Here is an 11,899-nt window from a genome sequence, read left to right as displayed (position 1 = left end):
GCTCCGCGGATCGGCGCCGGAGGCGGCGCGGGTCAGACCAGGCCGTCGAGCCGGTCGGTGAGCCGGGCGAGCGCGGGCAGCGCGGCCACGATGGCGGCGCGGTCCGCCTCGTCCAGGCCCTCCAGCGCCGTGTTCAGCCGCCGCTCGTGCGCCCGCGCCCACGCGGCGAGCTGCTCGCGGCCGGCGTCGGTGAGGGTGACCGCGGACGCCCGCCGGTCGGCGGGGTCGACGGCCCGCGCCACCAGCCCCGCACCGATCATCTGGCCGACCAGCCCGCTGACGGTGCTGGTCGCGAGGCGCTGCCGCGCGGCGAGGTCGCCGATCCGCGCGGGCGACCGCTCGGCGAGCACCTGCAGCAGCTCGACCTGCGCCATCGGCAGCGTCTCCCACGGGTACTCGGTGCGGATCGAGGCGCGCAGCGCCCGCCGCAGCCGGGTCACGGTCTCGGTGAGCAGGCGCGTGTCCGCCGCGCGCGCGGGCGTGCCGGTCTCGGGGGGCGGCTGCTGGGACATGGCGCAACCTTAGCCCGGCCCGCCGGCCTCGCCGCCCCTCCGCCCGCACCGCTCCGGCTCCCCGTCGGCGGGGTTCCGGGCGCCGGTCGCCGCCCAGGCGGCGGCGACCGTGACCGCCGACGCCGCGAGCAGCACGGCGATCGCCCAGCGCGTCCCGTCGAAGCGCCCGCCGTCCGGCCCGAGGTGCAGCGCGAGAGCGACGAGCGCGACGCCGAGCGCCGTCCCGAGGCTGCGGGCCATGTTGACCAGGCCGCCGCCCGTGCCCGACCAGCGCGCCGGTATGGCCTTCATGATGAGCGCGTTGTTGGCGGGGGTGAACACGCCCAGCCCGAGCCCGAGGACGGCCGCCTGCGCGACCAGCCAGCCGGGGGACAGGGGGAGGAACAGCATCCCCGCCAGGGCCGCCGCCGCCGTCCCCGCGCCGAGCACCCCGCGGGCCCGGTCGGTCGTCCCCCGCAGCAGCGGCTCGCCGCCGACCGCGGCGGCCCCGAACCCGGCGGGCAGGGCCGTCAGCACCAGCCCCGCCAGCAGCTCCGACGAGCCGCGGCCGGTCAGCGCGATCGGGACCAGCACCAGCGGTCCGAACAGCACCAGGTACGCGCCGAGCGCCCCGGCGAGCCCCGCCGACACCGCGCGCACCCGCAGCAGGTCCAGGTCGAGCAGGGGAGAGGGCGCCCTGCGCTGCCGGGCGACGAACGCCCAGCCGCCCGCGGCCGCCACGGCGAACAGCGCCGCGACGCCCCACCCCGGCACCGGCAGCCCGGACGCCGCCGAGACGCCGAGCAGCCCCGCGGTCGTCGCGACCGCCAGCAGCACCGCGCCGGGGCGGTCCAGCTCGCGGGCGTCGTTGCGCTCCCGGGTCCGCGGCAGCAGGTAGTGGCCCGCGACCAGGGCGACGATCCCGACCGGCACGTTGATGCCGAACACCCAGCGCCAGCCCAGCGTGGACACCAGCGCCCCGCCGACCGTGGGCCCGAGCGCCAGCCCGAGCGCCTGCGCGGCGGCCTGCACGCCCAGCGCCCCGCGCGTCCGCCCGTCCGGCGCGCTGGTCACCACCAGCGCCACGCTGTTGGCCTGCATCATCGCCGCGCCGGCGGCCTGCACGACCCGGAACGCGATCAGCGTCCCGAGCGACGGCGCCAGCCCGCACGCCGCCGACGCGACCACGAAGACCCCGAACCCGTGCAGGTAGAGCAGCTTGCGGCCGCGCGCGTCGGCGAACCGCCCGACGGGGATGAGCAGCGCCGCCAGGGTGAGCAGGTAGGCCAGCGACACCCACTCCACGGCGGCCAGCGAGGTCCCGAACTCCGCGCCCAGGCCGCCGTAGGCGAGCGTGACGACGCTGGCGTCGAGCTGCCCCATGAACGCGCCGAAGCACACCGTGGCGACCGCGAGCCACCAGGCGCGCGGGTGCTCGCGGACCCGGTCCGGCCGCGGCCGCTCCTCGACCAGCACGGCGGGCAGCCTCCGCAGGACCGGCCGCTCCGTCACTCCACCGCTCACGTCACCTCCGCCGCGGCCGCCCCGGGCGCCGCGGCACGTCTCACCGTCCCCGCCGCACAAGATACATCGGTTACCGAAATGTTCGGTTACCGACAGATGTGTCCGAGGTCACAGCGGATGGGGCGGAACACGCTGGTCAGGGCGAGGGCGGGCGGAACGCGCCGGTCAGGGAGGGGACGGGTGGATCGCTCCGGTCAGACGGCGTAGAGGGCGGCGAGGCGGGCCGCCGCCTCGGCCATGCGCTCCCGCAGCGCCGGCGGGCCGAGCACCTCGACCTCGGCCCCCAGCCGCATGAGCTGGGACGCCGCCACCTCCACCGACTCGACCGGCAGCACGGCGGCGCGCCAGCCCCGGTCGTCGGGCTCGCCGGCGCTCTCGGCGGCCCGCTCCGCGGCGTACGGCTCGACCGCGAACCGCAGCAGCCGCATCCCGGCCGGGCTGAGCCGCACGGCGGCCTCCTCGCGCAGCATCGACCGGACGAACGCCGCCGCCTGCTCGTCCCAGTGCCCGGCGAGGTCGAACGCCTCGTCCCGCTCGAACACCGCGCCGGTCTCCTCGACGGCGGTGACGCGGTCGACGCGGTACGTGCGGGGCTGCCCGCCGACCCGTCCGACGAGGTACCAGGTGCCGTTCTTCAGCACGAGCCCGTACGGGTCGACCGTCCGGGTCACCTCGCGGCCCTTGCGGTAGCGCAGGACGACCGTCTCGTCCCGCCACACCGCGCGCGCGAGGTCGCGCAGCAGCGGCGGCGTCTCGGCGTCGCCGAACCAGCCGGGCGCGTCGAGATGGAACCGCTGCCCGGCCCGCGCCGGCGCGTCCCGCAGCGACGCGGGCAGCGCCGCGAGGACCTTCAGCTCGGCGGCCGCGACCGCGTCGCCGAGCCCCATCTCCCCGGCCGGGCCGGGCAGCCCCGACAGGAACAGCGCCTCGGCCTCCTCGCGGCTCAGCCCGGTCAGCCGCGTCCGGTACCCGCCGACGAGCCGGTACCCGCCGTTGCGGCCCTGGTCGGCGTACACCGGGACCCCGGCCGCCGACAGCGCCTCCACGTCCCGGTAGACGGTCCGCTCCGACACCTCCAGTTCCCGGGCCAGCTCGCCGGCCGTCATCGCCCCCCGCGACTGCAGGAGCAGGACGAGCGAGATCAACCGGGCGGCGCGCATGCCCCCATTCTCGCCGGACCGGCGGCCACCCCGGCCGTTCCTGACAATCTTGTGGCAGGTACCCCGGATTTCCCTGTCCCCGCCGGTCGGACGGCTGTTAGCTTCGCGGCGTGCTGACCGACACGTCCCCCATCGAGGCGTTCATCGACGCCCTCCCGAAGGTCGAACTCCACGTCCACCTCGTGGGCTCCGCCTCCGTCCCCACCGTCCTCGAACTGGCCCGCCGCCACCCCGACGGCCCCGTCCCCGCGGACGAGCGCGAGCTGCGCGCCTTCTACGAGTTCCGCGACTTCCCCCACTTCGCCGAGGTGTACGAGGCGGTGTCGAGCCTCGTCCGGACCCCCGAGGACGTCGGGACCCTCGTGCTCGGCACGGCCCGCGACCTCGCCGCGCAGAACGTCCGGTACGTCGAGCTGACCGTCACCCCCTACACCCACCAGCGCGCCGGCATGCCGATGCCCGCGATCACCGAGGCGCTCGACCACGCCGTCCGCGAGGCCCGCGCCCGGCACGGGATCCGCGTCGCCTACATCTTCGACATCCCCGGCGAGTTCGGCGCCGAGGGCGCCCGCGGCACCCTCGACCACGCGCTCGCCCACCCGCCCGAGGCGCTCGTCGGGTTCGGCCTGGGCGGCATCGAGCAGTGCCGCCCGCCGCACCGGGACGCGTTCCGCGACGCCTTCCGCGCCGCGCGCGCCGCGGGCCTGCGCAGCCTCCCGCACGCCGGCGAGATGACCGGGCCCGAGACGATCTGGGAGGCCCTCGACGGGCTCGGCGCCGAGCGCATCGGCCACGGCACCAGCTGCCTGGACGACCCGCGCCTGGTCGCGCACCTGCGCGAGACGCGGATCCCGCTGGAGGTGTGCCCCACCTCCAACCTGAGGACCGGGCAGGTCGCCTCGCTCGCCGGACATCCGCTGCCGCGCATGCTGGAGGAGGGGCTGTTCGTCACCCTGAACAGCGACGACCCGCCCATGTTCGACACCACGCTGACCGGCGAGTACCGCGTCGCCGCCGAGGTGTTCGGGCTCGGCCGCGCCGAGCTGGCCGCGCTCGCCCGCAACGCCGTCGCCGCCTCGTCGCTCGACGACGCCGGGCGCCGCGGGGTCACCGCCGAGATCGACGCCCTGACGGCCGGCTAGCCTCGACGGACGCCTAGCCCCAGGCCATGCGGCGCCAGGGGCTCGCCGGGTCGTCCGCGAGGATGCGGTGGCCGGCCAGCGACCGCTCGTACCACTCGCCGAACTCGCCGTCGTCGAACCGGAGCATCCGGCCGAGGACGTACCCCGACGAGAACGACGTCCACGACCCGTACACCTGGTTGGCGCGGTGCCCGGCGACCAGGACGCACTTCTCGGCCTCCTCGGCGTCGCAGTAGCCCGCGTTCAGGCCCCAGCGTGCCATGTTCACCGCGCGGCCGAAGTCGTAGCCGTACACGCTCTCGACCCGGCCGTCCGGCGCCAGCAGCCCGTCCGCGCGGAACCGCGCCTCGTACCGGCGGATCAGCTCCGACAGCGCGACGACGTGCTCGATGGTCTCGTCGGAGATGTCGCGTTCGCGGCACCAGGCGACGATCGCCGCCCGCCAGGCGTGCGGCTCGGTGCCCCGGTCGCGCCGGTCGAGCACCATCTGGATGGCCGGGTCGCTGTTCTCGGCGTCCAGCAGCCGGTCGATCTGCTCGCGCCAGCCCGCCGCGTCGGTGATGCCCCAGTCGCGTTCGAGCAGGATCCGGTCCTCGCGGGCGCCGTCCGGGGTGGACAGCGAGTTCCACGGCACCGCGTTCCCGACCGCCAGGTGCGCGCCGACCGCGAGCGCCGCGGCGAGCCGTCCCCACGAGGCGCTGTCCGGGTCGGTGACCAGGACGTCGTAGTCGCGGTCGGGGCGGCGCTCGGCGTCGGCGAGCAGCGCCGCCACCTGCCGGTGGCCGTCGCCGCCCGGCGGCATCCTCGCCAGCAGGTCCCGCAGCGGGCCGAGCGCGGCGCGCGGCCCCGCGTCCTTCACGATCAGCCGCGCGGCGTGCACGCCCGCGACGTCGGCGCGCTTGTGGTCCTGGGCGGACCGGAAGGCCGCCATCGCGCCCCACGCCCGGCGCGCCGCGTCGCCCGTCCGCCCGGCCGCGGCCAGGACGTGCGCGGCCTGCCCGTCCAGCACCGCGCGGACCTCCGGACCGCCGGGCAGCGCCGAGGCCGCCCGCTCGGCGCCGTCCAGCACCCGCAGCGCCTCGTCCACCCGGCCCGCCGCGGCCAGCGCGCGCGCCTGCCGGGCCCGGACGGCGACGGCCGACGCCCGGTCCCCGCGCGCCTCGGCGTCCTGCGCGGCGGACGCGTACGCCCCCGCGGCCTCCTCCGGGCGGCCCTGCCGCTCGTACTTGCGGGCGCGGTCGAGCATGGCCTGAAACGTCATCGATCCCTCCGTACGGCGCATACCGTATCGGGATCAGCCGGCAGCGGTGATCTCGACGCGGGTGTCGTGGAACACCGGGCCGCCGCCGAGGTCGGTGGCGCGCTCGTCCACCACCGCGTTGGCGTTCGAGCCGCCGGCGAACTTCGGCCAGTGCCCCTTCGAGGTCGCCGCGACACCGGGCCTGACCCGGTCGGTCACCCGCAGGACGGCCTCGAACGAGCCGCGGTCGTTGCCGACCCGGACCCGCTGCCCGTCCGCCAGGCCCCGCGCCGCCGCGTCGTCCGGATGGACCCGCACGGCCGGGCCGCCCGCCCGGCGCCGCAGCTCCGGGTTGTTCGCGAACTGGGTGTTCAGGAACTCGTGCGACGCCGCCGAGACCAGCGCGAACGGGTAGCGCCGCGCCCGCTCCGGATCGGCGACCTCGACCGGCGGGACGTACCCGGCCAGCGGGTCCGCCCCGGCCGCGGCCGCCCGCGCCGACCGGAACTCCAGCCGCCCCGACGGCGTCGGGAACCCGTCCGCGTACGGGACGAACGGGTCCGGCACGGCCATCCGCACGAACCCCTCCTCGCGCAGCCGGTCCAGCGTGATGCCCGCCATCCACGGGTGGTCGGAGGCCAGGAGCTGCTCGGCGAGCCGCTCGTCGGAGTCGTACACGGCCGGCTCCTCGGCGCCCATCCGCCGCGCGAGCCGCCGGAACGTCTCCGACGTCGGCAGGCACTCGCCGGGCGGCGCGACCGCCGGCTCGTTCCAGGTCAGGTACAGGTGGCCGTAGCCCTCGTGCAGGTCGGCGTGCTCGTGCTGCGCCGTCGCCGGGAGCACGATGTCGGCGTAGTCCACGGTGTCGGTCGGGAACTGCTCCAGCACCACCGTGAACAGGTCCTCGCGCGCGAGGCCCCGGCGCACCCTGTCCTGGTGCGGCGTGCTGCCCGCCGGGTTCGCCGCGATCACGAACAGCGCCTTCACCGGCGGGTCCTGGACGTCCAGCAGCCCCTCGCCGAGCCGGCTCATCGACAGCGTCCGCACCGGCCCCGGGCGCAGGTCGTCCCGGTACAGCGCCGCCTTGTTCAGCTTGACGTGCCCCGACGTCGAGAACGCGAGGCCGCCGCCGTGCAGCCGCCAGTCCCCGGTGACCGCCGGGATGCCGGCCAGCACCCGGAGCGCCGCCCCGCCGCCGGAGTGCCGCTGGAGGCCCTGCGTCGCCCGGATGGCGGTGGGACGGGTCCGCGCGATCCGCTCGCCCAGCGCGGCGATGTCCGCCGCCGGGACGCCGGTGATCTCCGCGGCCCGCTCCGGCGGGAACTCCGCGATCCGCTCCCGGAACTCCTCCCACCCCTGCGTGTGGTCCCGCAGGAACTCCTCGTCCTGCGCGCCGAGGCCCACGATCACGTTCAGCAGCCCCAGCGCGAGCGCCGCGTCCGTGCCGGGCAGCGGGGCCAGGTGCTCGTCGGCCTGCTGCGCCGTCCGCGTCCGGACCGGGTCGATCGCCACCAGGCGCGCCCCCGCCCTGCGCGCGTCCTGGACGAACTTCCACACGTGGTGCCCGCTGGTCAGCGGGTTCGTCCCCCACAGCAGGATCAGCCGCGCGTGCGCCAGGTCCTGCGGGTCCATGCCGCCCGCGGAGCCGATCGCGGCCTCCATCCCGGCCGCCCCGGCCGCCGAGCAGATGTCGACGGCGTGCGCCGACGCGCCCAGCGCGTTGAAGAACCGGCGCCCGCCGAAGCCCTCGCAGCCCTGCAGGTAGCCGAGGGTGCCCGTCCCCCAGTAGGGCCAGACGGCCTCGCCGCCGTGCTCGGCGATCACGCCGCGCAGCCGCCCGGCGATCTCGTCCAGCGCCTCGTCCCAGGTGATCCGCTCGAACCGCCCCTCGCCCTTCGCGCCGGCGCGGCGCATCGGGTACAGGATCCGGTCGGGCTGCTCCGCGCGTTCGAGCCACCGGTTCACCTTGGTGCACAGCGCCCCGCGCGTGTACGGATGGTCCGGGTTGCCGCGCAGCCGCACCGCCTTCCCGTCCCGGACGGTCACCGCCCACGAGCAGCCGTCCGGGCAGTCCAGCGGGCACGCCCCCAGCACCGTCAGCCCGGCCGGCCCCGAGCCCTCCTCGACCATCCTCGAACCCCCCGTAGCAGGTGAAACCTCTCCAGTGTCCGACATAACCACATGAGCGTCGTCCCGGGACGCCCATTACACGCGGTGCCGGGCACCCGGGTCGCGGCGCCTCCGGCGGGGTGGTTTCCTATAGGGCGATGGAACCGGCCCGTAGGGGGATACGAAGTGAAGAGCGTCGAGCCTGAGGTGTTCCTCGTTGCGCGGCCCGAACTGGACTACGGCGAGGTCGCCCGGTACCTGCGGGAGGTCGGCGGCGAGAGCTGGCTGGAGCGCCTCGACCGGGGCGACCTCGACGGCGAGCTGAACGACCCCCAGGCCCTCGCGGAGTTCGCCGGCCGGCTCTGCTACCGGTCCTGGGAGCCGGGCCTCAACCCCAACGTGACCAAGGTCCGCACCGACTCGTCCGCCTACCTGGAGAACATTCTCCGCAGCCTGCACGGCTCGGTGCTGGAGCACGTGAGCTTCAGCTTCGTGCTGCACAACGTCAGCCGCGTGCTGACCCACGAGCTCGTGCGCCACCGCCCCGGCGTCGCGATCTCGCAGGAGTCGCTGCGGTACGTCCGGCTCACGGACATCCCCTTCTGGTTCCCCGAATGGGCCCGCGAGGACGCCGAGCTGATGAAGCGCGCCACCGCGATGCTGGAGCAGATGGAGGAGTTCCAGGGGTGGATGACCGAGCACTTCGGGCTGGACGAGGAGGGCGTCCCCTTCAAGGAGAAGAAGCACAAGACCTCCTTCATGCGCCGCTTCGCCCCCGAGGGCCTCGGCACGGGCCTGGTCTGGACGGCGAACGTCCGCAGCCTGCGGCACACCCTGGAGAACCGGACCGCGCCCGGCGCCGAGGAGGAGATCCGCCTGCTCTTCGGCAAGATCGGCGAGCTCATGCGCACGGAGGCGCCCGACCTGTTCGGGGACTACGAGGTGGAGGACGGCGCCTGGATCCCGAAGTGGCGCAAGGTCTGACGACCGCCCCGGGGCGCTGAGCCGGCGCCCGCGTGGGGCCTGTACGTACGACGTACGCCTCCGGCAGGATGGGGCGGCATGTCGGACATCGTGATTCCCGCCGGCGCCCGCGAGCTGCCCGGGTACCTCGCCGTCCCCGAGGGCGAGGGTCCGTGGCCCGCCGTCGTCATCGTGTTCGAGGCGTTCGGCGCCACCCCTGACATGCGCGCGCAGGCCGACCGGTTCGCCTCCCGCGGCTACCTGGCCGTCCTGCCCGACTTCTACGACGGCGCGCCGTGGGTGCGGTGCGTCCGCAAGGCGCTGGGGGAGATGCGCGCCGGGCGCGGCCCCACCTACGACGCGGTCGAGGCGGCGCGCGCGTGGCTGGCCGCGCGCGGCGACTGCACCGGCGACGTGGGCGTGTGCGGCTTCTGCATGGGCGGCGGGTTCGCGCTGGTCGCCGCGGCGAAGTACGACTTCCAGGCGGCGGCGGTCAACTACGGCATGCTGCCGAGACGGCCGGAGGAGGCGCTGCGGGAGGCGTGCCCGATCGTCGCCAGCTACGGCGGCGCGGACCCGACCCTCCGCGGCGCCGCGGCCAAGCTCGACCGGGCCCTGACCGCCGGGGGAGTCCCGCACGACGTGCGGGAGTACCCGGGCAGCGGCCACGGCTTCCTCACCGACACCGAGGCGCCGGGCCTCCTCGGGCCGGTCACGAAGATCGCGTTCGGCCTGGGCCGGGGCCGCGAGAACGCGCCCGTCGCCTGGGAGCGCATCTTCGCCTTCTTCGACGAGCACGTCGCTAAAAAATCTACAACGTAAAGGCGCTGGGCCATGGTCACGTCCGCAGAACCGCCTGGGTCTGGGTCACCTGGGCGACGCGGCGGCCGGTGCCGTCGTAGAGGTCGGTCTGCACGACGATGGACGTCCGGCCCGTGTGCAGCGGGTGCGAGACGCCCCGGACGCTGCCCTCCTTCACGCCCCTGAAGAAGTTGGTCTTGGACTCCAGCGTCGTCGTGGACGCGCCCGGCGGCAGGTTGAGGAAGGCGCAGGCCGCGCCGAGCGTGTCGGCGAGCGCCATCAGCGCCCCGCCGTGCATCAGCCCGCCGGCCGTGCAGCGGTCCGCCGCCCAGTCGAGGCGGCCCGTGACCTCCTCGGGAGCGGCCGCGTCGATCTCCACGCCGAGCGCGCGGGCGAACGGCATGGCGTCGGTGATCTGGTCGGGGGTGAGCCCGGTGGTCATGGGTCCTCCTCAGGGCGCCGGAACCTACCCGGCCCACCTTCACGATCACACCCGCGCGCCGTCCATTACCTCATAGGTAAAGCCAAAACGTCCGACCACGTCGGAGGGAGTCGGATCGGAGAGCCTCCGACTGCAGTGATGCAGGGAGGAGGTCGCAGGTGATCGTGAGGTGTTCGAGCACGTTGGCTCCCCACTCTGGCTCCCGCGGCTCCCCGCCGAGTTCGCTCTCCGATGGGCTCAACTCCAAGAGGTCCACGAGCACCTGCGGCGCCAGAGCGCCGGGCTCGACGGGCACGCCCTACCGTGGGCAGATGGACGACCATCCGACCGTGCGAGCACTCGCCGACGCTCTACGGTCCTGGCACGTACTCCTTGATGGGATCGATACGGCTGATCTGGCGCTCGCCACCGTCAATCCCGGCTGGAGCGTCGGCGACGTCATCAATCACGCGATCGCGGTCACCGCCAAGTTCACCGCCTTCGCCGATGGCACGACCGACCGGCCACGCACTGCGGGCCGCGACTTCATCGGCACCGGCCACCGCGCCGCGTGGGGCCTCGCCGCCGATCGTGCACTAACCGCCTGGCGTAGCGCCGATCCGCGCCGACACTGCCGTCTCCCCTTCGGCACCTTCACCGCCCAGCAGGCCGCCGGCATCAACTTGTTCGACCTGCTAGCCCACGGCTGGGATCTTCACCAAGCCACAGGTGCCACCTTCACCTGCACGAACGCGGCATGGGCGGCTGGCCTGAACGCCGCTCGCCTCGCCATTGGGACACAGAGAGACCTCCGTCACTACGCCCCGGAAATTCCAGCACCGTCCGACGCGCCCCCGCAGACCCGCCTGTTGAACTACTTGGGACGGCGCCCTACCTGAGCGCCAGCAGAGCACGGCAACCCAAATGAGCAAGACCCCGCTATCTCCACAAAAGCGCCGGTCTGCTCGCACGCGACACGATCACCGGAATCCTGCACCACCATGAGCGCTTCGACGGCAGCGGCTACCCGCAAGGCCTGGCCGGCACCGACATCCCCCAAGTCGCTCGCATGGTCGCCGTGGTCGACGCCTTCGACGCCATGATCACCACACGGTGCGCCCCCTTGGGCGCGGACCATCCCCGAAGCTGTGGAAGTACTCCGAGGGTGCGCGGGCGGCCCGATGGATCCAGACATGGTCCAAGCCTTCCTGGCCGTCCTAGAGGCTCACCACGACGAGATCGAGGACCTCAGCCGCCAGCACCGGACAACCAACCCCGACTACTCCATGTCCTCGGAGTCCTTGATCAAGGAGCTGAACGCCTGTGACCGCTCATGATGCTGCGAGCACCTCGGAAGAACACCTGATCCGGACGTCCATGACCACGCCATGAGGCCCGAGGCGCCCTGAGCGCGCGGATCCATCGTGGCTCGTTATGCTCCCCAGTGGTAGCCGGCGCCGTGGGAGGCCTCGTACTACTCGACGACGATGACCGGCGGCGGCCCCTCCCGTGGGACCTTGATACCCACGCTCTGGGCCCAATGCCTGATCGCCGCATCGCTTCCGACCAGCGCGTGCGACGCGCGGCGCTCCTCCAATGCCTGCTCTACTTCTTGTCTAGTGCAACACCGACCCCGACCGCACCGGCGAACTCGCCCGCCGCTGGCTGGCCGAGGTCACCGCTGAGCGGCCTGGCCCGAAACGCCTCGCCGTCACCGCCACCCGCCTCGCTGGTGTCCGAATCGATCACGGCGAGAAACCTCAATAGACTCACCTGCTGAACCGCTCTCCAGCAGATTGAGTGGTGGAACGACTGACGCGAGCTGAGTCCAACACCCCTCATCGGGAAAGGAAGACACAGATGCGACTACGCAAAGCAGCCGTGGGTGCCGGGTTCACCATCCTGGCGGTCAGCGGACTGAGTACGGCCGCCCAGGCGGCCGCCCCGCAGGTTGGCGGCTCCTCGAAATTTGGGCCGGGTCCAGGGTGGACGCTGGTCGATAACTATGCGAGCCGTTTCGAGTGCGTGGATGCGGGCCAGCAGTACGA

The 11,899-nt window shown here is 74.1% G+C and carries 13 protein-coding genes and 1 pseudogene; 7 read left to right on the top strand and 7 right to left on the bottom strand.

Annotation, left to right across the window (positions count from 1 at the left end; translation table 11 throughout):
* Positions 1-32: 32 nt before the first annotated feature.
* From ABT299_RS50955 to ABT299_RS50945, 3 genes are all read right to left on the bottom strand, one after another.
* Complete coding sequence (locus ABT299_RS50955; RefSeq protein ID WP_190854006.1) at positions 33-512, bottom strand: MarR family winged helix-turn-helix transcriptional regulator; 480 nt, start codon at positions 510-512, stop codon at positions 33-35.
* 9 nt (positions 513-521) lie between these two features.
* A complete protein-coding gene (locus ABT299_RS50950) occupies positions 522-2,015 on the bottom strand; it encodes an MFS transporter (RefSeq protein WP_500255271.1) in 1,494 nt (497 codons plus the stop codon).
* A 194-nt stretch (positions 2,016-2,209) separates the two neighbouring features.
* The gene (locus ABT299_RS50945; RefSeq protein ID WP_190854004.1) at positions 2,210-3,175 is read right to left on the bottom strand and encodes a helix-turn-helix transcriptional regulator; all 966 of its coding nucleotides are present in this window, start codon (positions 3,173-3,175) and stop codon (positions 2,210-2,212) included.
* Between the two features lie 110 nt (positions 3,176-3,285).
* Here ABT299_RS50945 and add point away from each other — a divergent pair, with 110 nt between their 5' ends.
* Complete coding sequence (gene add, locus ABT299_RS50940) at positions 3,286-4,317, top strand: adenosine deaminase (RefSeq protein WP_347256580.1); 1,032 nt, start codon at positions 3,286-3,288, stop codon at positions 4,315-4,317.
* Between the two features lie 13 nt (positions 4,318-4,330).
* Here the strand turns inward: add and ABT299_RS50935 are convergent, their stop codons facing one another.
* Together ABT299_RS50935 and ABT299_RS50930 are read right to left on the bottom strand one after the other, a co-directional pair.
* A complete protein-coding gene (locus tag ABT299_RS50935) occupies positions 4,331-5,578 on the bottom strand; it encodes a DUF1266 domain-containing protein (RefSeq protein WP_387030249.1) in 1,248 nt (415 codons plus the stop codon).
* 33 nt (positions 5,579-5,611) lie between these two features.
* Positions 5,612-7,687 (bottom strand): molybdopterin-containing oxidoreductase family protein, encoded by a 2,076-nt coding sequence (locus ABT299_RS50930; RefSeq protein ID WP_500255270.1) that lies wholly within the window; start codon positions 7,685-7,687, stop codon positions 5,612-5,614.
* A 165-nt stretch (positions 7,688-7,852) separates the two neighbouring features.
* Here ABT299_RS50930 and thyX point away from each other — a divergent pair, with 165 nt between their 5' ends.
* Together thyX and ABT299_RS50920 are read left to right on the top strand one after the other, a co-directional pair.
* Entirely contained in the window at positions 7,853-8,650 is a 798-nt protein-coding gene (thyX, locus tag ABT299_RS50925) for an FAD-dependent thymidylate synthase (protein WP_190864001.1), read from the top strand.
* A gap of 78 nt (positions 8,651-8,728) precedes the next feature.
* Positions 8,729-9,451 (top strand): dienelactone hydrolase family protein, encoded by a 723-nt coding sequence (locus ABT299_RS50920; protein WP_500255269.1) that lies wholly within the window; start codon positions 8,729-8,731, stop codon positions 9,449-9,451.
* 16 nt (positions 9,452-9,467) lie between these two features.
* On the opposite strand, the gene ABT299_RS50915 is transcribed toward ABT299_RS50920, so the two are convergent.
* Complete coding sequence (locus ABT299_RS50915; protein ID WP_190864005.1) at positions 9,468-9,872, bottom strand: PaaI family thioesterase; 405 nt, start codon at positions 9,870-9,872, stop codon at positions 9,468-9,470.
* A gap of 311 nt (positions 9,873-10,183) precedes the next feature.
* Between ABT299_RS50915 and ABT299_RS50910 the strand changes: the two genes are divergently transcribed.
* The 3 genes and pseudogenes from ABT299_RS50910 to ABT299_RS50900 all read left to right on the top strand — a co-directional run bounded on the left by ABT299_RS50910 (position 10,184) and on the right by ABT299_RS50900 (position 11,188).
* On the top strand, positions 10,184-10,750 hold the full coding sequence (locus ABT299_RS50910; RefSeq protein WP_500255268.1) for a TIGR03086 family metal-binding protein: 567 nt from the start codon (positions 10,184-10,186) through the stop codon (positions 10,748-10,750).
* Between the two features lie 62 nt (positions 10,751-10,812).
* Positions 10,813-10,953: pseudogene (locus tag ABT299_RS50905) on the top strand (HD-GYP domain-containing protein); the annotation flags it as partial.
* Positions 10,954-11,044: 91 nt separating this feature from the next.
* A complete protein-coding gene (locus tag ABT299_RS50900; RefSeq protein ID WP_500255267.1) occupies positions 11,045-11,188 on the top strand; it encodes a hypothetical protein in 144 nt (47 codons plus the stop codon).
* A gap of 268 nt (positions 11,189-11,456) precedes the next feature.
* Here the strand turns inward: ABT299_RS50900 and ABT299_RS50895 are convergent, their stop codons facing one another.
* On the bottom strand, positions 11,457-11,600 hold the full coding sequence (locus tag ABT299_RS50895; protein ID WP_500255266.1) for a hypothetical protein: 144 nt from the start codon (positions 11,598-11,600) through the stop codon (positions 11,457-11,459).
* 111 nt (positions 11,601-11,711) lie between these two features.
* Here ABT299_RS50895 and ABT299_RS50890 point away from each other — a divergent pair.
* A partial coding sequence (locus ABT299_RS50890) for a hypothetical protein (protein ID WP_500255265.1) occupies positions 11,712-11,899 on the top strand: 188 nt, incomplete at its 3' end.

The organism is Spirillospora sp. NPDC000708 (genome assembly GCF_040299565.1).
In the GTDB taxonomy this organism is placed as follows: Bacteria; Actinomycetota; Actinomycetes; order Streptosporangiales; family Streptosporangiaceae; genus Spirillospora.
Note: the sequence above shows the minus strand (reverse complement) of the source record. Positions and strands in the feature narration are given on the sequence as shown.